The sequence below is a fragment of the Arthrobacter sp. K410C genome, from assembly GCF_059090105.1.
This window is the reverse complement of the sequence record NZ_JBNHFJ010000021.1, coordinates 1-22,892: the sequence shown is the minus strand read 5'-3', so window position 1 is coordinate 22,892 and position 22,892 is coordinate 1. Positions and strand designations below refer to the sequence as shown.

The window sequence follows — 22,892 nt, the reverse complement described above, 5'->3', positions numbered from 1 at the left end:
TGCAGGCCGCTGAAGTCGCCATATCTGGACAAAAACTCTTCCAGTGTCAGGGGAGGCGGGTCGCCCGCAGGACGACGTCCGCGATGGTGGCGTGCTCGCCTTCCGGTCCGGTCACCGGGCGTTCCCGGCTGGTGAGGACTTCAAGCTGCCACCCGGGACCGTCCAGCCCCAGTTCGTGAACCAGTTCATCCCCGGTGTAGAACATGTCCCGGTGGTTGTGGTGGTTGGCGCCCCATGGTGGAAGCCGGTCCGGGTGATGCCCCACCACCAGCAGCGTCCCGCCCGGTTTCACAGCCGCAGCGGCCGTCCGCAGCGGCCCCTGCCAGGCCAGTTCCTGGGAGTGGAGGAACTGCGAGGTCACCAGGTCGAAGGTCCCCTCGGGCTGCCACTGTTCCAGATCGGCCTGCTGCCAGGTGATCCGGCTGGCAATGGCACCATCGGCCGCGTGGACGCTTTCCCTTGCCAGCGCAGCTTTCTCGTGCGACTGCGCGCGTTCCAGCGCGACGGCGGACACGTCGACGGCGGTCACCGTCCAGCCCTGCTGCGCGAGCCAGATGGCGTCGGCGCCCTCGCCGCAGCCAAGGTCCAGCGCCTTGCCCGGCCTCAATCCCCCGGCTTCCCGCACCAGCTGCGGGTTGGGTTTGCCGCTCCACATCTGGGGTTTGGTGCGGTAGCGCTCGTCCCAGATCGAGGCGGCGTCGTCGCCGCGGATCCCGCTGCCGAGGCCACCGGTACCGCCGCCCGGGGAGGCGTCGCCGTGGTGCCTGTCGTGGTGGTGTGCCGCCTGTTCGCTCATGCCTCAACACTGCCCTGCCCCGCCTGCTGAGGCAACGCCCCGGGGCCGGCGGGGCGGGGCGGACCCGCGCGGGATGCTAGACTGGTGAAACTTGATGTGCAGTGATGCCCGGGTTTCCTCCATTTAGGGACTGGGCTTTTTTCATGTGAGAGGCACATCCTGCGTCGATGAACGCGTTCCATTTGGTCCCGGCCGTCGCTTTGCATAAGCGGCAGCAGGCTGGTGTGACCACCTGAATTTTCTTCGGCGAAACCCTTGGGCCAACCGGCGCCGGGGGCCGATATCCGCACGGATACCGCCTGAAAGACCTTTGACTTTGACTACTTTTGCTGCCCTCGGCACGCCCAAAGCCCTTGCCGATACCCTTGCGGCGCAGGGAATCGAATCCCCGTTCCCCATCCAGGTGAAGACCCTGCCGGACACGCTGGCCGGACGCGACGTCCTGGGTCGCGGCCGCACCGGTTCCGGTAAAACCATTGCCTTCGCCATTCCGCTGGTGGCCCGCCTGGCAGAACGCGAAGCGCCGTACTTCCGCAAGCCCGGCCGCCCCATGGGCCTGGTCCTGGCGCCCACGCGTGAACTGGCAACCCAGATCAATGCCACCATCGAGCCGCTGGCCAAGGCCGCCGGCCTGAACACCACCGTGATCTACGGTGGCATCTCGCAGGCCCGCCAGGAGAAGGCGCTGCGCGCCGGCGTCGATATCGTCATCGCCTGCCCCGGCCGCCTGGAGGACCTGATCCGCCAGCGCATCCTCACGCTCGAAGCAGTGGGGATCACCGTCCTGGACGAGGCCGACCACATGGCCGACCTCGGCTTCCTGCCCGTGGTCAAGAAGCTGATGGACATGACCCCCAGCCAGGGCCAGCGCCTGCTCTTCTCCGCCACCCTGGACAATGGCGTGGACAAGATCGTCCAGCGCTACCTGTCCAACCCGCTGACCCACTCCGTGGATGATCCGCAGGCCGCGGTGACCACCATGGAGCACCACGTGCTGGTGGTCAACGACCAGACCGTCAAGAAGCAGCTGATCGTGGAGCTCGCGTCCGGCGCCGGCCGCCGCGTCCTCTTCTTGCGGACCAAGCACCACGCCCGCAAGCTTGCCAAGACCCTGACCGACGCCGGCATCCCCGCCGTGGACCTGCACGGCAACCTGTCGCAGAACGCCCGGGACCGCAACCTGGCCGAGTTCTCCTCCGGCGAGGTGCGCGTGCTGGTGGCCACCGACGTCGCTGCCCGCGGCGTGCACGTGGACGACGTCGAACTGGTGATCCACGTTGATCCGCCCACCGAGCACAAGGCCTACCTCCACCGCTCCGGCCGCACCGCCCGCGCCGGCTCCGACGGCACCGTGGTCACGCTGACCCTCCCGGAACAGCAGACCGACGTCAAGAAGCTGATGAAGGCCGCCGGCGTGGACGTGAACTTCGAACGCGTCACAGCCAGCTCGCCCCTCGTCGCCGAGCTGGTGGGCGAGATGGCGGACAAGGTTGATCCCCGCACCCGCGCCGCACTGCTGGCAGCCAAGGCCCAGAAACAGGGCGGCGGCACCTCCACCGGAGCCAACGCCGAGCGCAAGCGGGCCCGCCGCCAGGCTGCCCCCACCGCGGGAGGCCGCGGCGGACGTGGCGGCCGCGGCAAGGTCGCTGCTGAGCCTGCCCGCACCGACGTTCCCCGCGCAGAGCGCCGCGCCGCGACCTTCGAAGGCCGCACCGAGGCGCGCGCCGCTGCCGACTTCGTCCGTGAGCAGAACGAGGACCGCGCCATTGCCGCTGCGGCTGCACGCCGCAACGCCCGCGGCCGCGGCACTACCGGCAGCACCCACCGCAACGACGTTCCCGCCGCTGGCGGCCGCGCAGCAGCGGGCCGGGGTTCCGACGGACGCAGCTCGGAAGGCCGCACGGATTCACGCATCACCCGCAGCGACGCTCCCCGCGGAGGAACGGGACGTCCCGCTTCCGGCGGGCAGCGCTCCGGACGCCCGGCTACCGGCCAGCGTGCCTCTGCAGGTGCCGGCCGCTCGGGCGGACAGCGCTCCGGCGCGGGTGCGTCCAACACGGGCGGCAGCAAGGCCGTCTGGTCCTCCAACACCGGCGGAACGTCCGGCGGCTCCTACGCCGGCAACGGCGGCTCGGGCCGCCCCGCCCGCAGCGGTCCCCGCCGTGCTTCGGCTCCGGCGTCGAACGAACGCCGCGGACGGTAGTTACCAGCCCCGGGCGCGCCACTCCTCCAGGTGTGGCCGCTCGGCGCCGAGCGTCGTCGGCTTGCCGTGGCCGGGATGCACGACGGCGGCATCCGGGTAGGCGCCGAACAGCCGCTCCGTCACGTCGGACAGCAGCTGGTTGAACCGTTCGGGATCCTTCTGGGTGTTGCCCACGCCGCCGGGAAAGAGCGAGTCGCCGGAGAAGATGTGGACCGGGCCTTCCGGGTCCTGGTACACAAAGGCGATCGAGCCCGGGGTGTGTCCGCGTAAATGGACAGCCGTGAGCTCGAACCCGTCCACGCCAACCGTGTCTCCGTGCCCAAGGCGACGGTCCACCGGAACAGGCAGCGCCTCGGCGTCGTCCGCTCCTGCGGCGGTGGGCGCGCCGGTCTCCTTAACCAGTTCCTGGAGCGCCCGCACGTGGTCCCAGTGCTGGTGGGTGGTGGCGATCAGCGCGAGGCTTACTGCGGCGGAGGTGTCCGCTGCCCCGTCTGCCAGCAGCTGCCGGATGGCGGGCGCATCGTCGGCCGCGTCGATCAGCACCTGTTCACCGCTCGTCTTGGCGGTCAGCAGGTACACGTTGTTGTCCATTTCGCTGACGGCGATGCGGCGGATGGTCAGGGCCGGCAGGTCGTGAAGAAGTGAGTCCATGGGCTTCAGTCTATGGACCCGCGGGACGGGCTATTCCCGGCCCTGCGACACCCAGGTGGGATCCGCTGAGCGGGAGCCGACGACGGCGTCCGAGGCCTGGTCCAGCGCGTCCAGTTGGGCGGGGCTAAGATCCAGGGCGAGGGCGCCCGGGTTCTCATCGATCCGGTCACGCTTGCGGGTGCCCGGGATGGGGACAACGGGAAGGCCCAGCCGCCTGCCCTGCGCCAGCAGCCAGGCCAGGGCCACTTGGGCGGGCGTTGCACCCAACTCATCGGCCACCGCCCGGACGGCGGCCACCACTGCCTGGTTCGCGGCCGCGGCGTCCGGGGCAAACCTGGGGATGTTGCGGCGGAAGTCGTTGTCCGCCAGGCTGGCGGCGTCCACCGTGCCGGTGAGGAATCCCCGGCCCAGCGGTGAGTACGGCACGAACCCTACCCCCAGCGCGGCGGCGGCAGGAACAACGTTGCGTTCCACGTCGCGGCTCCAGATAGACCACTCACTCTGGACCGCCGCAATGGGGTGGACAGCGGAGGCCTCCTCCAGCTCCTGCGCCGTCACTTCAGACAGGCCCAGGTGCCGGATCTTGCCCTGCTCTACAAGCTCCGCCATGGCTTCCACGGTTTCCACAATCGGAACGTGGAGGTTACGGCGGTGCATGTAGTAAAGGTCGATCACGTCGGTGCCCAGCCGCTGCAGGCTCCGGTCCACGGCCTGGCGGATGTAGGCAGCATCGTTCCGGATATCCGTGTAACCGCCGGCAGGACTCCCCACCAGCCCGAACTTGGTGGCCAGTTGGACCTCGCCGCGCCGCTCCCGCAGCAGCCGGCCAATAAGTTCCTCATTGCTGCCCGCGCCGTAGACGTCGGCGGTGTCCATGAAGCTGACACCGGCGTCCACGGCATGGTGCAGGGTATGCAGCGCATCCGCCGGGTCCACGTCACCGTAGACGGGGGTCAGGGCCATGCCGCCGAAGCCAAGGGGACTGACGGACAATCCGTCGCCGAGCTGTACTGCTGGTGCCATCTGGGGCCTCCTTGGTGGTGTGCGCATGGTTCAGTTCCAGGGGATGATGCGGTCCGCGGCGGGCCTGGTGGCCTGGATCAGCCGGGCGTTGTTTTCGTCCGGTCCCGCGGCCCACGCCTCCGCGGCGGCCTGGTCCATCCCGAACGAGACATGCCGTGCCACCAGTCGGCGCAGCCGCAGTTCCTGCGGCGTGTCTACGAACCAGACCTCGTCCAGCTGTGCCCGGACCTCTTTCCACGGCTCCTGTTCGGCGAGCAGGTAGTTCCCCTCCGTGATGACCAGGGGCACTTCCGCGGGCACGGCGATGGAGGCGGCCACCGGTTCGTCCAGGGTGCGCCGGAACTCCGGGGCGTACACCACAGGCTCGTCCCGGCGCGCCAGGCGCCGGAGCAGCGCAAGGTACCCGCCGGCGTCGAACGTTTCGATGGCGCCCTTCCGCTGCTGCAGGGGCGTCCCGTCGATGATGGCGTTGCCCAGGTGGAAGCCGTCCATGGGGACCACCACCGCCGTCCCCTCTTCGAGCTGTTGCTGGATCCAGGCGGCGAAGGTGGATTTGCCCGATCCAGGCGCGCCGGTGATGCCCAAGATAGTGCGCGTTCCGGGGACCAGGCGGCGCCGCAGGGCATCCAGGGCCTGGCTGACTTCGGGGGAGTCCATGGCAAAAGCCTAGACCGCCCCTGCTTGCATCAGCGGCGGGCCGGCCCGGCAGGTTCCGCGGCCGGCTCGGCGGCTGGCTCCTGCTTCCGGGCGGGGAGCAGCTTCAACCCGGCTGCACACGCCACGATTCCCGCGATGAACAGCAGCTTCAGCAGGCTGAATGGCTCTACGCCAGTAGCCATCGCCCAGCCCACCGTCAGCGCGGCACCAATACCCACCCAGATGGCATAGGCGGTGCCCAACGGAATGCTGCGGATGGCGAGGCCCAGGCCGAGCATGCTCAGCACGGCGGTGACGATGAAGACCAGCGTCGGCAGGGGTTTGCTGAACCCGTCTGAGAGGCCCAAGGCCGTTGCCCAGACAGCTTCGAGGACGGCGGACGCCAGGAGCACCAGCCAGGGAATGGAACGCTTCAACATCACGCCACCACCTTCAGGCCAACCACGCACGCGGCGATGCCGGCGAGCAGGAGCAGCCGCGCCGCCGTCGGGCGTTCCACCTTGGTGATGATCGCGTAGGCGGAGGTGAGCACCACGCCCACTCCCACCCAGACGGCGTAGGCGGTGCCGGTGGGGATGGTCTGCATAGCTATGGCCAGGCCGCCGGTGCTGGCCGCGACGGAGACCACGAACAGGAGTGCAGGAGCAATCCGGCGGCGGCCGGTGGCCTGGAAGGTGCGGTGCAGGGCGGCCGCCCAGACGGCCTCCAGGGCGCCGGAGAGAAGAAGGATTAACCACGACATGACAGATCCTTTGGCCAGTCTTGTCGCGTGCCGGGTACTGAACCGTCGTCCGGAGGCTCGGGTGCGGAGCCTTGGTTTCCAGCCTAGCAACGCACGACGGCGGCTGGCCACGTCTGGTGGCCAACCTCACCAGCCGCGTGCTGGCCCTAGAGGGCGCCGCCGGCAGCCTCGGGAGCGGCGGAGTCGCGGCCGCCGTCGCCAATGGTCTCGCGGGCAATGAAGTTCTCGATGTCGAAGAGGTTGTCCGCCCGCTCCGCGATGTTCAGCAGCGTGGTCATGGACGCCACCTCCTCCACCTGCTCCTTGAGGAACCACAGCATGAACTGCTCGCCCAGGGCGTCGTTCTCGCTGCGGGCAGCCCGGAACAGGTCTTCGATGTTGCGGGTGACTTCCTTCTCCTGGTGCAGGGCCAGGGCCAGCGGCTCGGTGACTTTGGAGAAGTCGTTGCGGACGGCCGGGACGCCCGGGATGGTGAAGGGGATGTCGCGGTCCAGCATGTACTGCACCATCATCATGGCGTGGTTCCGTTCCTCCACGGACTGGCGGTAGAAGTATTTGGCCAGCTGGGGAAGGTCCTGGTTGGCGAACCAGGTGGCCACGGCAATGTACTGCTGCGATGCAGTGAACTCGTTGGCGATCTGGGTGGACAGGAGCGCGTTGAATGTTGTTCTGGTCATAGCCTGAGTCTAGGGACGGCGGCCAACGGTAACCAGTGTGGAAAGGCTGGTCTTCCCAAGGCGAGGCTGGCCTATCCGGCGGCTCTGCAGCGGCTCGGATCAGTCCTCGACGGGGTCGATGGACACCACGGCCAGGAAGCCCCGGCCCAGGACCTCCGGGGTGCTGCTGTCCGACCCCACCACGGCGTCGTACCGGTCCAGGGCTGCCGGTTCATGGGTTGCATCGGCCACGGTGGCCTGGCCCTGGAGCAGCACGCCCACCTGCCCGTCCCACAGGGGCTTGGACCGCTTCTTCGAGAGCTCGATGATGGACGTGTAGGCCTTGTACGCCCCGGACCGCGTGATGACATTGAGGTTCCGGATGTCACCGGTGGGCAGGGCACCCGACGTGGCGGCCCCGCCGTCAAACCGGAAGGGCCGGTACTTTTCCACCGGATGCTCGGCGCCTCCAACGGTCAGCAGCAGCAGGTCCCCCTCGATCACGGTCAGGAGCCGCTCCATCCCCGGGAAGGGGGAGAAGTCGCCGGCCCTGGTGACGTCGGCGATGCTCACCCGCCAGTCCCAGCCTCCGCCCTGGCCGTCATCACCGGCGGCCGAGGGCCGGCTGGCCAGCTGGCGGGTCACGCCGCCGCCGTTACGCCACGGTTCGGCTTTGAGGTCTGCGAAGCGGATGATCTGCATCAGCCCAGCCTAGTTCCCCGGCTGGGCTGCCCGCCGTCGCGCGTCCCGGCCTTCCCTGCTACTCTCCTGCGGGGGGTCATCACGAAAACAGCCTGAAGGAGCCCGGGAATGTTCGTCAAAGTGTGTGGTCTCAGTACCCCTGAATCGGTCCGCGAGGCGGTTGATTCCGGAGCGGACGCCGTAGGTTTCGTCCTTACCGCCAGTCCGCGGGTTGTCTCGCCGGGCCAGGTGTCCTCCCTTCTGGCCGATGTACCGGACCGGGTCACCCCCATCGGCGTGTTCCGCCACGAGCCGGTTGCCGACGCCGTCGCCATTGCCCGGGCCGCGGGGCTGGAATGGGTCCAGCTGCACGGAGCCCGCACGCGGGAGGACATCGCCACCGTGCACGACGCCGGCATGAAGGTCATCAGGGCCGTCACCATGGATGCCACGCGGCAGGAGATTGAAGACTGGGGCGAGGACCTGCTCCTGATCGACGCCGCCGTGCCCGGCTCAGGTGAAACCTGGGACTACGCAGCGATGACCGAGGTGCCTGAGCTGCAGGAACGCAGGTGGCTGCTCGCCGGCGGGCTGAACCCGGCCAACGTGGCGCAGGCTTCCGCCGCCGCCCACGCGTGGGGCGTGGACGTGTCCTCCGGTGTGGAGGCATCCCGCGGGGTGAAGGACCTGGCCAAGATCCGCGCCTTCGTACACGCCGCGAAGTCGGACGCCACGGTCTGACGCCCGGGCCGGGCCAGGGGCGCTTCCGGGACCGGTGATTTCAGGGTCCGGTCAGGGGCGTCCCCCACCATGGTGAGGTACCGGCCGGGGGACAATGGGTGAATGAAGACGCTGCTCAACATCATCTGGCTGGTTTTCGGCGGCCTCTGGCTCGCCCTGGGATATTTTGTGGCCGGCGTGATCTGCTGCCTGCTGATCATCACCATCCCGTGGGGCATCGCCTCCTTCCGGATTGCCGCCTACACGCTGTGGCCGTTCGGCCGCACCGTGGTGGACAAGCCGGGCGGAACGGGCATCTTCCCGATGCTGGGCAATGTGATCTGGCTGCTGGTTGCGGGCATCTGGATCGCCATCGGCCATGTGGTCACGGCCTTTGCGATGGCGGTCACCATCATCGGTATCCCGCTGGCAATTGCCAACCTGAAGCTCATCCCTGTGTCCCTAATGCCGCTGGGCAAGCAGATCGTGCCCACCAACGCGCCGTTCGTGCCGGCCTACCGGTAAACGCTGCTCCGGAACATACCGTCCACCAGGATGGCGACGGCGTCGCTGTCGTCCAGTTCGGCGGCGATATCCACGTCCCTGCCGCAGCCCGCGCCGGCCAGTTCACGACCGCTGGAACAGCCGTGCAGCATGTCACGGAGGTCCGGCTCCGCGGCCTCAAAGACGGCCATTGCCAGTTCTGCTTCGGGCGCGTAGCCGTGCCTGCCCTCCCGGCCCTCCGCCGCCTCGTAACCGCCCTTACCGGAGGCCGCCAGCCCCGCGATGAAGGCGCCCGCCCCGATCTGGTCCTCGACGGCGGGGCGGAGGGATCCGTCCGGCCAGCGCTCACCGGCGGCCACCACGGCAATCACCGCGTCCTCCGGAAGGTTCGCCGCCACCCAGTCGGCGGTCGCCGCCGCATTCCGTAGGCACACCGCGGCCACCAGCGGAACCTCGCCGGCCAGCGCATGGCACAGCGCGGATCCATTGGGGGAGGGCAGGACCACGCGCCCCAGGCGGTCCGCCGCACGGAGGGTGGCGGGGGACAGGCTGAGCCCGCCGCCGTCGCGGGGTCCCGCCAGCCGGGCCTGATGGCGGGCCGCGAAATCCTCGGCGCTGGTGTCCTTCCAGGGGTACGGAAACACCTCACCGCCCCGATCCAGGGCGACGCTGACGCAAGTGCCGAAGGACAGGACGTCCACCACCACGGCAAGGTCCGCCCCGGGCACCACGGTCCTGGCGCCGTCCAGGCCCCACTCCAGCCGTACCGTGTAGGGAAGCTGCCGGTGCGCTGCGTTTGCGGAATGCACGTGCAGGGTCTTCGAGGACGGGGCGTTCATGCCAGTTCACCTTTCAGGTTCCGCTGCGCGGCATCCAGCCACAGCTCCTTCGCCCGGCCGGTGTGGAAGAGCGGGTCCAGTTCCAGCAGGCGACGTACGACGGCGGCCCGCCCCGCCGCGAAGTCGGCGTCGCCCACGTGGGCGTAGTCCTTCCGGACGGCTGCCAAGTAGCGGGCGTATTCGTCCGGGTCCCGGCCGAGGACTGACAGGTCGGCGTCACAGAGGAGGGCGCCGTCGTCGTCCCCTGCTTCGGGGCGGTGATCGCCAGTGAGCCGGACCAGGCGCGCCACCTGTGCCACCTCGTCGGGCGGCAGGCCCGCGTCGCGAAGGCGGTCCTCCGCGAGCCGGGCGGATTCCTCCTCATCCTGCAGGGGAATCCCCTGGTACACGGCGTCGTGGAACCAGGCGGCCAGGAGGACGGTGCGGGGCGGGTCGGCCGGTTCGGTGAGCAGGTCCAGGGATTCGAGCACCGAGAGCAGGTGGGTGCAGCCGTGGTAGTGGCGGTGCGGTTCGCTCCAGCGGTCCAGCAGGTCAAGGAACAGCGCGTCATGGCCGGGCATGACGGCATCCCAGCGGAGCTGCAGCGGCATCTTGAGCGACTTGTTCCGCTGCCGGGCGGGGATCCGCAGGCCACTGGAGATCAGCTTGCGGACCAGCATCCGGCCCTCGACGGGCAGGGCGCCGGCCGCCACCAGTTCATCGAACCGGCGTTCGGGAACGTCGTAATGGTCGCCATCGAATGCCCGCTCAGGGATTCCTGCCGCCCCGGCGAAGGCGTGGAGTTCAGCCAGCGAGGTGTCCGAGACCAGGTGGGAGAAGTGCGTGCCGTGTGCAGGCCATAGCGGCGGGTCGATATAGATGGCCATGGAGGAAGTCTAGTAGTGCCGGGCGGGGCGGCCGTTGACTATCCGTGGGGAGCAGTCACATTCGGAAAAGCGGAAGAAAGGCAGGATCCGTTCCGCAAATGCGCTTTATAGTGGGCGAATGACCACTATCCGCGTTTCCGAGGCTGCGCGCTTCCTCGGCGTCAGTGACGATACTGTCCGCCGCTGGGCGGACAACGGTTCCCTCACCCCGCTGCGGGATGACGCGGGCCGGCTCGCCGTTGACGGGCTGGAACTCGCCCGGCATGCCCGGAAGCTGGCGCAGCTGCCGGACGATCCGCACCGGACAGGCAGCTCGGCCCGGAACAGGTTCATCGGCCTGGTGACGGACATCAAGGCGGACAAGGTCATGGCCCAGGTGGAGCTGCAGTGCGGCCCGTTCCGGGTGGTGTCCCTGATGAGCAGCGAGGCCGTTGCTGAGCTGGGGCTGGAGCCGGGATCCGTTGCCACTGCCGTGGTGAAGGCCACCACCGTGATCATCGAAACCCCGCAGGGAAAGGGCGCGCTGTGAGGCGGAAGGCGTGTGCCGTGCTGGTGGCACTTGTCCTGGCAGCCGGGCTCGCCGGCTGCGGTGGGGGCACCGCCGCTTCCAACAGTTCCGCCGGCGGAGCGGAAGGGACCCTGACGATCTTTGCTGCCGCTTCACTGAAATCCAGCTTCACCGAGCTGGCAGAGAAGTTTGAGGCGCGGCACCCCGGAACCGATGTCACCCTGAGTTTCGCCGGCTCCTCGGACCTGGCCACCCAGATCAGCCAGGGCGCCCCCGCGGACGTCTTCGCCTCGGCGGACACCAGGAACATGGAAAAACTGCGGGCCGCCGGACTGCTTGAGGCTGAACCCCGGATCTTCGCCACCAACACCCTTGGCATTGCCGTCCCGCCAGGCAACCCGGCCGGCGTCCGTTCCTTTGCCGACCTTTCCAGGCCAGGCACACGCCTCGTCACCTGCGCCGTGCAGGTGCCGTGCGGTGCAGCGGCCGCCGCGGTGGCGGAACAGCAGGGGACGGACCTGGACCCCGTCAGCGAGGAAAATTCGGTCACCGACGTGCTGGGCAAGGTGGTGTCCGGTGAGGCGGACGCCGGCCTGGTCTACGTCACGGACATCCGCTCCGCGGGGGACAAGGTGGAAAGCGTTCCGTTCCCCGAAGCGGCCGGGGCGGTCAACAGCTATCCGGTCGCCGCAGTGGCAGGCGGCGGGAACACCGCAGCCGCCCGCGCGTTCGTGGACCTGGTGGCCGGCCCTGAAGGCCGGCAGGTCCTGGAACGGGCCGGCTTCGGGGCCGGCACCCGGTGAAGGGGACGGCCTACACGGGGGTGCCCCGCTGGCTCTACGTCCTTGCAGCCCTGGCAGCCCTGATCATTGTCCTTCCCCTGCTGGCCATCGTCAGCCGGGTCAACTGGGGGAATTTCCTTGCGCTGGTCACGTCGGAATCCGCCGTGACCGCGTTGGGGCTGAGCCTTCGCACCTCCGCCGCCAGCACGGTGCTGTGCATTGTGCTTGGTGTCCCGCTGGCCCTCGTGCTGGCCCGTGGACGCTTTCCGCTGCTGGGCCTGCTGCGCTCGCTGGTGCTGCTGCCGCTGGTGCTGCCGCCCGTCGTCGGCGGCATCGCACTGCTGTACACGTTCGGCCGGCAGGGCCTGCTGGGCGGGACCTTGGAAGTACTGGGACTGCAGATCGCCTTCTCCACCACGGCGGTGGTCCTGGCCCAGACCTTCGTGGCGCTGCCGTTCCTGGTGGTCAGCCTGGAAGGGGCGCTGCGGACCGGCGGCCAGAAGTACGAGGCGGTGGCGGCCACGCTCGGCGCGCCGCCCGGCGTCGTCTTCCGCCGGGTCACGCTGCCGCTGATGCTGCCAGGCCTGGCGTCCGGCGCGGTACTGTCCTTCGCCCGCAGCCTCGGCGAGTTCGGGGCGACCCTCACCTTCGCCGGCAGCCTGCAGGGGGTCACCCGGACCTTGCCGCTGGAAATCTACCTGCAGCGGGAGACGGATCCGGACGCCGCCGTCGCGCTGTCCCTGGTCCTCGTAGCCGTGGCTGTCGCCGTGGTGGCACTCGCCCACCGCAGTCCCCGCGGCGGTGCCCGGCAGGTCCCGGGTGAACGGACGACGGCGGCCGCCCCGGCAGGAGGGGCCCTTCGGTGACGTTCTCCTTCCATGCAGCCGTGGCTGAGCGGGGCTTCGACGTCGCCCTGGACGTGGCGCCGGGCGAAACGCTGGCGGTGATGGGCCCGAACGGGGCCGGCAAGTCCACCCTGCTGTCCAGCATCGCCGGCCTGCTCAAGCCGGACACCGGCCGTGCACACCTCGACGGCCGCGCACTCTTCCACTTGGACGGCACCACGCACCGGTGGACCCCGCCGCACGGCCGGGGCGCCGCGCTGCTCGCGCAGGAAGCCCTGCTGTTTCCGCACCTCAATGCCCTGGAAAACGTCGCATTCGGGCCGCGGAGTGCGGGAGTAGCCCGGCGGGCGGCCGAGGGCGAGGCCAGGCGCTGGCTGGCGGAAGTGGAAGCAGCGGATTTGGCGGGGCGGCGTCCGGCCCAGCTCTCCGGCGGGCAGGCGCAGCGGGTTGCCGTGGCACGCGCTCTCGCCGCCGAACCCGCCCTCCTCCTGCTGGACGAACCGCTGGCCGCGCTGGACATCCACTCCGCCCCGATGCTGCGCCGCATGCTGAAACGGGTCCTTGCCGGCCGGCAGGCCATCATCGTCACGCACGATGTCCTGGACGCGTTGATGCTCGCGGACCGGGTGGCCATCCTGGAAGGCGGCCGCATCGTGGAGGAAGGCCCCACGCGGCAGGTGCTCGAACGGCCCAGGAGCTCCTTCGCCGCCGGCCTGGCCGGGCTGAACTTCGTGCCGGGCACGCTGACGGACAATGGGGTCAGGACCAGCCAGGGCCGGGAGGTTTACGGGCACTTGGAGGATGGCAGCCAGGCGCGGGGATCCGGCCGGCCCGGCGTGGCTGTGTTTCCGCCGTCGGCCGTGTCGGTGTTCGTGGCGGACACGCACGGCAGCCCCCGCAACTCCTTTGCCGTCGCCATCACTGACCTGGAGCCCCATGGCGACCAGGTCAGGGTCCGGGCCGGCGGAATGGCGGCGGACATCACGCCCGCTGCCTCGGCGGACCTGGGGCTGGTTCCCGGCATGACGGTGCACTTCGTGGTTAAGGCAGCCGAGGTGTCCGTCTACGAGGCCTGAGATTTTGTCCAGATATGGCGACTTCCAATGGCTCAAAGCCGCCCTATCTGGACAAAAACTCTGGAGAGGGAGCCGGGCCGGGTTACATGCCCGGCAGGTCCAGGGACTCGTACACCTGGATGCTGGCCCCCGGCATCATGAGGTGCGGGTGGCCGTCCAGCAGTGCCTCGGCGCCGGCGAGCTCCTCGGCCTGCAGGATGCCGTAGCCCGCCACCCCGGTGGTGGCTTCGGAGGAACCTGTGGCGGTGATTTCCTTGCCGGTGCCGAGCGGATTGCCCATGTCCACGATGCCGTCGCCCGCGCGCCCGGCCCACTCCATCCAAGCCTTCATGCCTTCCTGTGCAGCTTCGGGCGTGCTTTCGGCCATCTGGGCCTGGGCCGACTGCGGGGCGATATAGAGAACAACAAACTTCTTCATGTCCTGTCCCGTCTCGAGTGCGCCGGCGGAACCGTCCTCCCCGGTCACACGCCCGATCCTAGGGGCACCTGCTTCCCAAGGGAACAGCGGAACCGAATTGCGCTGCGGGAAAACTGGTGGCCGCAACAGGAAATAAACTGTCCTAAAGCAAAGTTGAGCGTAGTACACTCAACTTGAAAACCGCCCCTGAAAGGAGCTCTCTTTGGACGTCAAATTCACTACCAAGAGCCAGGAGGCTCTTTCGGCTGCGGCCATGAACGCCTCCACGGCAGGCAACCCGCAGGTGGAGCCCGCGCACCTGCTCAAGGCGCTGATGGACCAGCGCGAAGGTGTTGCCGTTGCGTTGCTGCACGCCACCGGTGCTGACCCGGACGCGGTCAGCGTCCAGGCCAGCAGCGCCATTAAGGCGCTGCCCGCCACCTCCGGCGGTTCCAGCCAGCAGGCGCAGCTCTCCCGCCCTGCCCTGCAGGCCATCCAGAACGCCAAGGAGGAAGCCGACCGGCTGGGGGACACCTTCGTCTCCACCGAGGTCCTCCTCCTGGGCCTTGCGGGCGGAAACGATGCAGCAGCCCGGGTGCTGCGCGACGCCGGTGCCTCCCGTGAGGCGCTGCTCGCCGCCCTGCCGGGTGTCCGAGGCGACCGCAAGGTGGACAGCCCGGACCCGGAAAACACCTTCCAGGCACTCGAGAAGTACGGCGCGGACCTCACGGCCATGGCCCGTGCCGGCAAGCTGGACCCGGTGATCGGCCGCGACTCCGAAATCCGGCGCGTGGTCCAGGTCCTGAGCCGCCGGACCAAGAACAACCCGGTGCTGATCGGTGAACCCGGGGTGGGCAAGACCGCCGTCGTGGAAGGGCTGGCGCAGCGGATGGTGGCGGGCGACGTCCCGGAAAGCCTGCGCGGCAAGACGCTGATCTCGCTGGACCTTGGCTCCATGGTTGCCGGTGCGAAATACCGCGGCGAATTCGAAGAGCGGCTGAAGGCGGTCCTCGAGGAGATCAAGGGCTCCGAGGGCCAGATCGTCACCTTCATCGACGAGATCCACACCGTTGTGGGGGCCGGTGCCACCGGTGATTCCTCCATGGACGCGGGCAACATGCTCAAGCCCATGCTGGCCCGCGGCGAGCTGCGGCTGATCGGTGCCACCACCCTGGATGAGTACCGCGAGAACATCGAGAAGGATGCCGCGCTCGAACGCCGGTTCCAGCAGGTCTATGTTGGCGAGCCAAGTGTGGAGGACACCATCGGCATCCTCCGGGGCCTGAAGGAGCGCTATGAGGCGCACCACAAGGTCTCCATCGCGGACTCCGCCCTGGTGGCCGCAGCCACGCTGTCCAACCGCTACATCTCGGGACGCCAGCTGCCGGACAAGGCCATTGACCTGGTGGACGAGGCCGCGTCCCGGCTGCGCATGGAAATTGACTCCGCCCCGGAGGAGATCGACCAGCTCCGGCGCCAGGTTGACCGGCTCACCATGGAGGAGCTGGCCCTGGAAGGGGAAACCGATGCTGCCTCCGTGGAACGCCTTGCGGCGCTCCGTGCGGACAAGGCGGACAGGGAAGAGGAGCTCGCCGCCCTGAACGCCCGCTGGGAAGCGGAAAAGGCAGGACTTAACCGGGTGGGTGACCTTAAGGCGAAGCTGGACGAACTGCGCAGTGCGGCTGACAAGGCCTACCGCGAAGGTGACCTGGAGACGACGTCGCGCATTCAGTACGGCGAAATCCCAGCCTTGGAGCGCGAGCTGAACGCCGCCGCGGAAGCCGAAGCTGCCGTCACGGACAAGTCCGCACAGATGGTGGCCGAGGAAGTGACGGCCGAGGACATCGCCGAGGTGATTTCCGCCTGGACCGGCATCCCGGCCGGCCGCATGCTGCAGGGTGAAAGCCAGAAGCTGCTGCACATGGAGGAAGAGCTTGGCAGGCGGCTGATCGGCCAATCCAAGGCCGTTGGGGCCGTATCCGACGCCGTCCGGCGTGCCCGGGCCGGCATCAGCGACCCCAACCGGCCCACCGGCTCGTTCCTCTTCCTCGGTCCCACCGGCGTGGGCAAGACCGAGCTGGCCAAGGCCCTGGCGGACTTCCTGTTCGACGACGAACGCGCCATGGTGCGCATCGACATGTCCGAGTACGGCGAGAAGCACTCCGTGGCACGGCTTGTGGGTGCACCCCCGGGCTACGTTGGCTACGAGGAGGGCGGCCAGCTGACCGAGGCAGTGCGCCGCCGGCCGTACTCGGTGGTGCTGCTGGACGAGGTGGAGAAGGCCCACCCCGAAGTCTTCGACATCCTCCTGCAGGTGCTCGACGACGGCCGGCTCACCGACGGGCAGGGCCGCACGGTGGACTTCCGCAACGTCATCCTGGTGCTGACCTCCAACCTGGGCAGCCAGTTCCTGGTGGACCAGTCCCTGGATGCCGAAGCCAAGCGGAACGCCGTCATGGCCACGGTCAATGCGTCCTTCAAGCCGGAGTTCCTGAACCGGCTGGACGAGGTGGTGCTGTTCGACGCGCTCAGCGTGGAGGAACTCTCGCGGATCGTGGACCTGCACGTTGCCGAACTGGGGCGCCGCCTGCACGAACGCAGGCTGAGCCTGGACGTCACCGACGCCGCCAAGGAGTGGCTCGCTATCTCCGGTTTCGACCCCGCCTACGGTGCCCGTCCGCTCCGCCGGCTGGTGCAGCGCGAGATCGGCGACCGGCTGGCCAAGGCCATCCTGGCCGGCGACATCAGCGACGGCGACACGGTGCTGGTGGATACCGCGGCCGACGCCGTAGAACCCTCCACCGATGACGTCGACACGCTGACCGGTGCCCTGACTTCGGGCCTGTCCGTGCGGCGGAAGGGCTAACGGCTCCCCAGGCCTGGCTAAGCCGGGCCCGGCATAAGCAGGCGTGCTGCCCTGGCGGGGTTTCCGCTAGGGCAGCACGCTTGCGTTAATGACGTTGCCGCCGGGAGCGGTCACGTAGCAGTCCACCCTCCGGTCCCCGGAATCCCAGCTGGAATTGCTCGGGAAGCTGCGCTGGAAGTTGAGCTGGTATTCATTGGCCGCAGGACCCAGCTTCGCCGCCTGGCACGCTTCCAGCGCCTTGGCCTTAAGTGTTTCGGCCCCGGGATAGTCCTCGGAATCCGGGTAGCGGAAGACAGCCACCAGCTGGGCGGAATGGGCAGCATCGCAGGGCACCACCTTGGAAGCCAGGGCTTCGGGGTCGAAGTCGGCAAAGCAGTCGCCCAGCGCATACTCGCCAGGCTGCACGCCCTCACGCGGCAGTGGCAGCGGAGTTGCCCGCGGTGTGACGCTTGTCTCGAGGACGCCGGAATTGCCCCCGGCCTCTTCCGACCCTGCCCCCGAGTTCAGCCACATGGCGAGCCACACCAGGCCACCGACCACCGCCAGGAGTACGACGGCGAACAGCACCTTCCACAGCGTCCGCTGCCTTGCCGGCGACATCTTGGGAGACGGCTGCGGTTCAGGCTCGGGCTGGGACTGGGACCAAGCGACGGATGCCGGCGGCGGGGCGGACGGCGGGTTGGAGGGGGGTGCAGTGCTCTGGGCGGGAACCTTGGGGAGCCCGGCTGTGGGCGGCGAGGCGGGCTTCGGCGGGACGTCCTGGTTGTTCACGTGGGTGCATCCTCCTGCAGTCTGTCCGGGGTGGGCAGCCGGTCAGCCATCCAGTTTTCGGCAGTTGTTTAAGCGACTCTACCGAAGAAAAAAGCTGGAAACTCGCGGGCCGGGCGGGGGAATGGAAGCGCGGGCGACGGTAGGGGGCCCTGTCTGGCAAGCAGGGGCCGCCGAAAGCATGTAATCTAGGTGTACGACAAATTGACCAAACATTCCGGGGCCTCACCATCGCCAAAGGTGACCACCTCCGGTCCAAGTACAAAAGGGGGTCACGCCATGGGGCGCGGCCGTCAAAAGGCAAAAGCTACTAAGCAGGCTCGGGATATCAAGTACTACTCCCCGAACACTGACTACTCGGCACTTCAGCGTGAGCTGACGGGCCCGGCAAGTCGTGCCACGAGCCATTACGCGAATGAGCCGGTTGAGCCGGACTATTCGGCGTATGTGGATAAGTACGCGGATGATTTGGAAGAAGACGACGACGAGGTAGACACCCGTCGCATCGGCTAGTTGTCGCAAGCTGCCAGGACTTCAAGAGGGCAGCCCTGTGATGCCGCAGCACTAACGGAAACAGCACCTTATCCTGCCGTGCCCACCGGTGAAGCGCTTCTTTTTCGGTACTCTCATCCGTGCGGATGCAGGTCCCGACATCAGTTCGGAAGCCCGCTGCCAGCACTCTTAGAGTGCAGGCAGCGGGCTTTTGCTGGTTCCCCCGTGTAGCGTTGACGCCATGCCAGCAGTAGACCGGTACCCGCACGGCGAGCCGTGCTGGGCCGACCTTCAGACAGCTGATGTTGCAGCAGCCAAAGATTTCTACAGCCGGGTGTTCGGCTGGACGTACAGGGACTTTCCCACCCCGGATGGCCGCAGCTACTCGCAGGCGTTCGCGGGCGGGGACCTAGTCTCCGTCATTGCTCCGCAGAATCCCCTGCAGCAGGCCGCCGGCGATCCCGCCCGGTGGAACGTGTACTTCGCAGCCTCTGATGCCGCCTCCCTGCTGCAGGATGCGGTGCACGCCGGCGGGGCGGTGGAGTTCGGACCCGAGGACGTGGGCGATACCGGCGTCCTCGCCTTCCTGGCGCCGCCCGGCGGCGGAACCACGGGCATCTGGCAGGCCGGAACCCACCGCGGAAGCAGCCTGTCCAACGAGCCCGGTGCCCTGGCCTGGGCTGAACTGTCAACGCCCGAGCCGCAGGCCGCCGTCGGCTTCTTCCAGGAACTTTTCGGGCATGAGGTCACCGAGTACCCGCAGGACGACGGCGCGAGCTACAGCGCCCTGATGGCCGGGGGCAGGGAAGTGGCCGGCGTCCTCCCTGCCGGGCAAGGAGCGGCGGCAGAATGGCACATCTACTTTGCAGTAGCGGACCTTCGGGCGGCCGTCGATGCTGCGCTGGATGCAGGCGGCCAGGTCCTGGTGGAGCCGGCGGACGATCCCGCGGAGGGGCCGGCCACCATTCGCGATCCCCAGGGCGGCGTCCTGAGCCTGGTCCAGGTTTCCGGTTATACAAAGAGGGCTTCCCACCGCAGTGGGAAGCCCTGTTTGGATGTCAGGCGTAGGCGTTGACCAGGCGGACCGCGCCGCCGTCCACGCCCTTGGCGCCCTGGACGTAGTCCGGGCCGGACTTGAGGATGGAGTCCGAATCCTCGGTCACCGTGCCCATGATCCAGGATGGCAGGCCCCGTCCGTTCAGGCGGGCGACGGCGGCGTCCGCTGCCTCCGGCGACACGATGGCAACCATGCCGACGCCCAGGTTGAGGGTGCGCTCCAGGTCCGCCAGCGGGACGTTCCCCAGCTCGGACACCAGCTTGAAGATGGCGGGCAGTTCCCAGGTGGCGCGGTCCACCGTAGCCACCAGGCCCTGCGGCAGGACGCGGGCGAGGTTGGCGGCCAGCCCGCCGCCGGTGACGTGGCTGAAGCCGTGCACGGCCGCCGCGCCCGTGACCGGGAAGGCGCGGGCAAGGTCCAGGCAGTCGGCGGCGTAGACCCGGGTGGGTTCCAGGAGTTCTTCACCCAGGGTGCGGCCCAGTTCGGAGACCTGGCGGTCCAGGGCCCAGCCTGCGTGGTTGATGACGCGGCGGACCAGGGAGTAGCCGTTGGAGTGCAGGCCGGAGGAGGCCATGCCGATCACGACGTCGCCCGCGCGGACGCGGTCCGGGCCCAGCAGGGCATCGGCTTCCACCACGCCGGTGGCGGCGCCGGCGACGTCGTAATCGTGCTCACCCAGCAGGCCGGGGTGCTCGGCGGTTTCGCCGCCCACCAGGGCGGTCCCGGCCACGGAACACGCGGCCGCGATGCCGCGGACGATGCCGGCGATGCGCTCCGGCACCACCTTGCCGCAGGCAATGTAGTCAGTCATGTAAAGCGGCTCTGCGCCCACCACCACGATGTCGTCCACCACCATGCCCACCAGGTCGAAACCGATGGTGTCGTGGATGTCCATGGCCTGGGCGATGGCAACCTTGGTGCCCACGCCGTCGGTGGAGGTTGCCAGCAGCGGCTTCCTGTAGGTCAGCAGCCGGGACACGTCGTAGAGGCCGGCGAAACCGCCCACCCCGCCGATCACCGAGGAGTTGTGGGTCGCCTTGACGGCATCCTTCATGAGTTCGACGGCGAGGTCCCCGGCTTCGACGTCGACGCCAGCGGAGGCGTAGGTGATGCCTGCCTTCTCAGAGGCGGAGCCGGCGGCGGTGTTGGCGGAAGTCATCAGGACTCTTTCTTGTCGGCGCCTGCGGCGGCGTGTACATCTGGCACGAGGTCGGCGTCGGTCAGCAGGTTCTCAAACTCGGAGTCGGGGCCCGGATCGCAGCCGGTGGCACCGGCCTTCTCGGCGGGATCCTCTTCGGAGTCCACGGCAAGTGCTGCGGTTTCACCGGGGAGGGCCGACGGCGACGGCGTCAGGCCGCCGAGATCCGTGCGCTCGAGCAGGTTCTTGCCGAGCTTGTCCGCGTCCGGAAGCTTGATGGGGTACTGGCCAGTGAAGCACGCTGTGCAGAGGCGTTCCCGGGGTTGGCGGGTGGCGCCGATCATGCCGTCCTCGGAAATGTAGGCCAGCGAGTCGGCTCCGATGGCCTGGGAGATCTCCTCGATGGTGGCGCCGTTGGCGATGAGTTCCGCGCGGGAAGCGAAGTCGATGCCGTAGAAGCAGGGCCACTGTACGGGTGGGGACGAAATCTTGACGTGCACTTCCGCGGCACCGGCTTCGCGGAGCATCCGCACGATGGCCCGCTGGGTGTTGCCGCGTACGATCGAGTCGTCAACCACCACCACGCGCTTGCCGCGGATGACGGATTCGAGGGCGTTGAGCTTGAGCCGGATGCCGAGCTGGCGCAGGGTCTGCGAGGGCTGGATGAAGGTACGGCCCACATAGGAGTTCTTGACGAAGCCATGGGCGAACGGAATGCCGGATTCCTCGGCATAGCCCACGGCCGCGGGGGTGCCGGATTCCGGGACGGGGATGACGATGTCAGCCGCATGCGTGTTTTCGCGGGCCAGCTGGCGGCCCATCTCCACCCGGGACTCATACACGGACCGGCCGGCAATGGCGGCGTCCGGACGCGCAAGGTAGACGTACTCGAAAACGCAGCCGGCCGGCGTCGGCTCGGCAAAACGCTTGGACCGCACGCCCTGCTCGTCGATGGCGATGAATTCGCCGGGCTCGATCTCGCGGATGTAGCTGGCGCCCACGGTGGCGAGGGCGGACTGCTCGGAAGCCACAACCCAGCCGCGCTCCAGCCGGCCAAGGACCAGGGGGCGGATGCCGAAGGTGTCCCGCGCTGCATAGAGCGTGCCTTCATCCATGAAGACGAAGCAGAAGCCGCCCTTGATCTTGGGGAGGAGGTCCGTGGCGGTTTCCTCCAGCGTCCTGCCGGGCTCGCCCTCCAGCAGGGCGGTCACCAGGGCGGTATCCGAGGTGTTGCCCTGCTTCATCTCGCCGGTGAGCTGGCCGCCGTTGCGCTCCTGGATCATGGCGTTCAGCTCGGCGGTGTTGGTCAGGTTGCCGTTGTGCGCCAGCGCCACAGTGCCGGTGCTGGTGGCGCCGAGGGTGGGCTGGGCGTTGGCCCAGTGGCTTGCGCCAGTGGTGGAGTAGCGGCAGTGCCCCACCGCAAGGTGCCCTGTCAGGGTGTTCAGCGTGGTCTCGTCAAAGACCTGGGAGACGAGGCCCATGTCCTTGTAGACGTTGATCCGCTTGCCGTCGCTGGTTGCAATGCCAGCCGACTCCTGGCCACGGTGCTGCAGTGCGTACAGTCCGTAATAGGTAAGTTTTGCTACTTCTTCACCTGGTGCCCAGACCCCGAAGACGCCACAAGCGTCCTGCGGGCCTTTTTCGCCAGGGAGAAGATCATGGGAAAGTTTTCCATCGCCGCGTGCCACTGGTCGATTATCTCACGATATGAGGTATGACTTTTCCGGCGCTCCCTTTATGACTGGGGATCGGTGTCCGGCTCGGAGTCGGGGACCGATTCCACCACAGCCCGCTGCTGGCGCTTGACGCTCCGGCGGTCTAGGACCAGGGCCACCACCGCGCCCAGGATGGCTCCGCCCCCTGCGAACATCACCGTGAAGAATCCAAAGACCGCGCCGGAATCGAAGCTTGCGCTGCCCGGGAGCCCGTAGGCCACCACTGCCGCGGCCGCAATGCCCACCAGTGCGCCCAGGATGAGGAAGGGCACATACTTGGGCGCCCGCCGCACCGTAACCTGGCGCCGTTCCGCGGGAGGTTCTTTCGAAGACATGCCATCCAGCCTACTGCGGCGCCGGCTGATGCGCCCATCACTGATATATCTATTGACAGGGGCTGTGGCCACTGTCATATTTTCCTGTAGCGCTATGTGCGATTGGTTGCGTAATGCGCAATTGACCGTGCGGCTGGCGAACCGGGAGGACGGCTTCTGCAGGCACATTTGCGTCAGCTAGATTGGCACGTGGTGCCGACTCACCGGATCCGGCCGGATCCAGGAAAGGAACACGAGAACAATGGTCCATAAAGTTCAAGCTGTCATTGCCCGGGAGAAGGACGCGCCGGTAACGCTGGAGACCATCCTGGTGCCGGATCCGGGGCCGGGGGAGGCGCTGGTGGATATCCTGACCTGCGGGGTCTGCCACACGGACCTGCACTACAAGCAGGGCGGCATCGGCAACGACTTCCCGTACCTGCTGGGCCACGAGGCCACCGGAGTGGTCAGCGCGGTGGGCCCCGATGTGACGTCCGTAGCCCCGGGTGACCGGGTGATCCTGAACTGGCGCGCGGTCTGCGGCCAGTGCCGGGCGTGTGCCAAGGGCCAGCCGCAGTACTGTTTCAACACGCACA

At 68.2% G+C, this 22,892-nt stretch carries 26 protein-coding genes and 1 riboswitch; of the genes, 11 read left to right on the top strand and 15 right to left on the bottom strand.

Annotated features, from left to right (window positions below; translation table 11 throughout):
• Positions 1 to 46: 46 nt before the first annotated feature.
• Complete coding sequence (locus tag AC5RU7_RS19070; RefSeq protein WP_494053562.1) at positions 47 to 796, bottom strand: class I SAM-dependent methyltransferase; 750 nt, start codon at positions 794 to 796, stop codon at positions 47 to 49.
• A gap of 316 nt (positions 797 to 1,112) precedes the next feature.
• Here AC5RU7_RS19070 and AC5RU7_RS19065 point away from each other — a divergent pair, with 316 nt between their 5' ends.
• Positions 1,113 to 2,999, top strand: coding sequence for a DEAD/DEAH box helicase (locus tag AC5RU7_RS19065; RefSeq protein WP_494053561.1), 1,887 nt, complete (start codon positions 1,113 to 1,115; stop codon positions 2,997 to 2,999).
• Here the strand turns inward: AC5RU7_RS19065 and AC5RU7_RS19060 are convergent, their stop codons facing one another.
• The 7 genes from AC5RU7_RS19060 to AC5RU7_RS19030 form a co-directional block, all read right to left on the bottom strand.
• Positions 3,000 to 3,650 (bottom strand): MBL fold metallo-hydrolase, encoded by a 651-nt coding sequence (locus tag AC5RU7_RS19060; protein WP_494053560.1) that lies wholly within the window; start codon positions 3,648 to 3,650, stop codon positions 3,000 to 3,002.
• A gap of 30 nt (positions 3,651 to 3,680) precedes the next feature.
• The gene (locus AC5RU7_RS19055; protein ID WP_494053559.1) at positions 3,681 to 4,673 is read right to left on the bottom strand and encodes an aldo/keto reductase; all 993 of its coding nucleotides are present in this window, start codon (positions 4,671 to 4,673) and stop codon (positions 3,681 to 3,683) included.
• Positions 4,674 to 4,703: 30 nt separating this feature from the next.
• A complete protein-coding gene (locus tag AC5RU7_RS19050; protein ID WP_494053558.1) occupies positions 4,704 to 5,330 on the bottom strand; it encodes a nucleoside/nucleotide kinase family protein in 627 nt (208 codons plus the stop codon).
• A 29-nt stretch (positions 5,331 to 5,359) separates the two neighbouring features.
• A complete protein-coding gene (locus AC5RU7_RS19045) occupies positions 5,360 to 5,749 on the bottom strand; it encodes a DMT family transporter (protein ID WP_494053587.1) in 390 nt (129 codons plus the stop codon).
• Positions 5,749 to 6,072, bottom strand: coding sequence for a DMT family transporter (locus AC5RU7_RS19040; RefSeq protein ID WP_494053557.1), 324 nt, complete (start codon positions 6,070 to 6,072; stop codon positions 5,749 to 5,751). The genes AC5RU7_RS19045 and AC5RU7_RS19040 overlap by 1 nt, the downstream gene beginning before the upstream one ends.
• A 9-nt stretch (positions 6,073 to 6,081) precedes the next feature.
• Positions 6,082 to 6,147: riboswitch (guanidine-III (ykkC-III) riboswitch) on the bottom strand.
• A 71-nt stretch (positions 6,148 to 6,218) separates the two neighbouring features.
• Positions 6,219 to 6,749 carry a ferritin gene (locus tag AC5RU7_RS19035; RefSeq protein WP_494053556.1) on the bottom strand — a complete coding sequence of 177 codons (531 nt, stop codon included), beginning with the start codon at positions 6,747 to 6,749 and terminating at the stop codon, positions 6,219 to 6,221.
• 99 nt (positions 6,750 to 6,848) lie between these two features.
• Positions 6,849 to 7,430, bottom strand: coding sequence for a HutD/Ves family protein (locus tag AC5RU7_RS19030; protein ID WP_494053555.1), 582 nt, complete (start codon positions 7,428 to 7,430; stop codon positions 6,849 to 6,851).
• A gap of 108 nt (positions 7,431 to 7,538) precedes the next feature.
• Here AC5RU7_RS19030 and AC5RU7_RS19025 point away from each other — a divergent pair, with 108 nt between their 5' ends.
• Complete coding sequence (locus AC5RU7_RS19025) at positions 7,539 to 8,150, top strand: phosphoribosylanthranilate isomerase (RefSeq protein WP_494053554.1); 612 nt, start codon at positions 7,539 to 7,541, stop codon at positions 8,148 to 8,150.
• Positions 8,151 to 8,252: 102 nt separating this feature from the next.
• On the top strand, positions 8,253 to 8,654 hold the full coding sequence (locus AC5RU7_RS19020) for a YccF domain-containing protein (RefSeq protein ID WP_494053553.1): 402 nt from the start codon (positions 8,253 to 8,255) through the stop codon (positions 8,652 to 8,654).
• On the opposite strand, the gene AC5RU7_RS19015 is transcribed toward AC5RU7_RS19020, so the two are convergent.
• Positions 8,645 to 9,472, bottom strand: coding sequence for a 2-phosphosulfolactate phosphatase (locus tag AC5RU7_RS19015; RefSeq protein ID WP_494053552.1), 828 nt, complete (start codon positions 9,470 to 9,472; stop codon positions 8,645 to 8,647). The genes AC5RU7_RS19020 and AC5RU7_RS19015 overlap by 10 nt on opposite strands.
• The gene (locus AC5RU7_RS19010; RefSeq protein ID WP_494053551.1) at positions 9,469 to 10,338 is read right to left on the bottom strand and encodes a DUF4031 domain-containing protein; all 870 of its coding nucleotides are present in this window, start codon (positions 10,336 to 10,338) and stop codon (positions 9,469 to 9,471) included. The genes AC5RU7_RS19015 and AC5RU7_RS19010 overlap by 4 nt, the downstream gene beginning before the upstream one ends.
• A gap of 118 nt (positions 10,339 to 10,456) precedes the next feature.
• Between AC5RU7_RS19010 and AC5RU7_RS19005 the strand changes: the two genes are divergently transcribed.
• Genes AC5RU7_RS19005 through AC5RU7_RS18990 form a run of 4 tightly spaced genes read left to right on the top strand, consistent with a single transcriptional unit; the run spans position 10,457 to position 13,549 of the window.
• Positions 10,457 to 10,867, top strand: coding sequence for a TOBE domain-containing protein (locus AC5RU7_RS19005; protein WP_494053550.1), 411 nt, complete (start codon positions 10,457 to 10,459; stop codon positions 10,865 to 10,867).
• 17 nt (positions 10,868 to 10,884) lie between these two features.
• On the top strand, positions 10,885 to 11,649 hold the full coding sequence (gene modA, locus AC5RU7_RS19000; protein ID WP_494053549.1) for a molybdate ABC transporter substrate-binding protein: 765 nt from the start codon (positions 10,885 to 10,887) through the stop codon (positions 11,647 to 11,649).
• Entirely contained in the window at positions 11,646 to 12,494 is an 849-nt protein-coding gene (locus AC5RU7_RS18995; protein ID WP_494053548.1) for an ABC transporter permease, read from the top strand. The genes modA and AC5RU7_RS18995 overlap by 4 nt, the downstream gene beginning before the upstream one ends.
• Positions 12,491 to 13,549 (top strand): sulfate/molybdate ABC transporter ATP-binding protein, encoded by a 1,059-nt coding sequence (locus AC5RU7_RS18990; RefSeq protein ID WP_494053547.1) that lies wholly within the window; start codon positions 12,491 to 12,493, stop codon positions 13,547 to 13,549. Before AC5RU7_RS18995 ends, AC5RU7_RS18990 begins: the two co-directional genes overlap by 4 nt.
• A gap of 82 nt (positions 13,550 to 13,631) precedes the next feature.
• Here the strand turns inward: AC5RU7_RS18990 and AC5RU7_RS18985 are convergent, their stop codons facing one another.
• Positions 13,632 to 14,015: a hypothetical protein gene (locus AC5RU7_RS18985; protein WP_494053546.1), complete on the bottom strand. Its 384-nt coding sequence runs from the start codon at positions 14,013 to 14,015 to the stop codon at positions 13,632 to 13,634.
• A gap of 154 nt (positions 14,016 to 14,169) precedes the next feature.
• Between AC5RU7_RS18985 and clpB the strand changes: the two genes are divergently transcribed.
• Positions 14,170 to 16,812 carry an ATP-dependent chaperone ClpB gene (clpB, locus tag AC5RU7_RS18980; RefSeq protein WP_494053545.1) on the top strand — a complete coding sequence of 881 codons (2,643 nt, stop codon included), beginning with the start codon at positions 14,170 to 14,172 and terminating at the stop codon, positions 16,810 to 16,812.
• A gap of 66 nt (positions 16,813 to 16,878) precedes the next feature.
• Here the strand turns inward: clpB and AC5RU7_RS18975 are convergent, their stop codons facing one another.
• Complete coding sequence (locus AC5RU7_RS18975) at positions 16,879 to 17,583, bottom strand: septum formation family protein (protein WP_494053544.1); 705 nt, start codon at positions 17,581 to 17,583, stop codon at positions 16,879 to 16,881.
• 276 nt (positions 17,584 to 17,859) lie between these two features.
• Here AC5RU7_RS18975 and AC5RU7_RS18970 point away from each other — a divergent pair, with 276 nt between their 5' ends.
• Both AC5RU7_RS18970 and AC5RU7_RS18965 read left to right on the top strand, forming a co-directional pair.
• A complete protein-coding gene (locus AC5RU7_RS18970; RefSeq protein ID WP_494009688.1) occupies positions 17,860 to 18,093 on the top strand; it encodes a DUF3073 domain-containing protein in 234 nt (77 codons plus the stop codon).
• Between the two features lie 220 nt (positions 18,094 to 18,313).
• Positions 18,314 to 19,147 carry a VOC family protein gene (locus tag AC5RU7_RS18965; protein WP_494053543.1) on the top strand — a complete coding sequence of 278 codons (834 nt, stop codon included), beginning with the start codon at positions 18,314 to 18,316 and terminating at the stop codon, positions 19,145 to 19,147.
• Here the strand turns inward: AC5RU7_RS18965 and purM are convergent.
• The 3 genes from purM to AC5RU7_RS18950 are packed head-to-tail and all read right to left on the bottom strand — an operon-like array spanning position 19,131 to position 22,317.
• Positions 19,131 to 20,288: a phosphoribosylformylglycinamidine cyclo-ligase gene (purM, locus tag AC5RU7_RS18960; RefSeq protein WP_494053542.1), complete on the bottom strand. Its 1,158-nt coding sequence runs from the start codon at positions 20,286 to 20,288 to the stop codon at positions 19,131 to 19,133. The genes AC5RU7_RS18965 and purM overlap by 17 nt on opposite strands.
• A complete protein-coding gene (purF, locus tag AC5RU7_RS18955; RefSeq protein WP_494009684.1) occupies positions 20,288 to 21,955 on the bottom strand; it encodes an amidophosphoribosyltransferase in 1,668 nt (555 codons plus the stop codon). The genes purM and purF overlap by 1 nt, the downstream gene beginning before the upstream one ends.
• A 47-nt stretch (positions 21,956 to 22,002) precedes the next feature.
• Complete coding sequence (locus AC5RU7_RS18950) at positions 22,003 to 22,317, bottom strand: hypothetical protein (protein ID WP_494009683.1); 315 nt, start codon at positions 22,315 to 22,317, stop codon at positions 22,003 to 22,005.
• Between the two features lie 241 nt (positions 22,318 to 22,558).
• On the opposite strand from AC5RU7_RS18950, the gene AC5RU7_RS18945 reads away from it, so the two are divergent.
• Positions 22,559 to 22,892: alcohol dehydrogenase catalytic domain-containing protein (locus AC5RU7_RS18945; RefSeq protein WP_494053541.1), on the top strand; the 334-nt coding region annotated here is incomplete at its 3' end.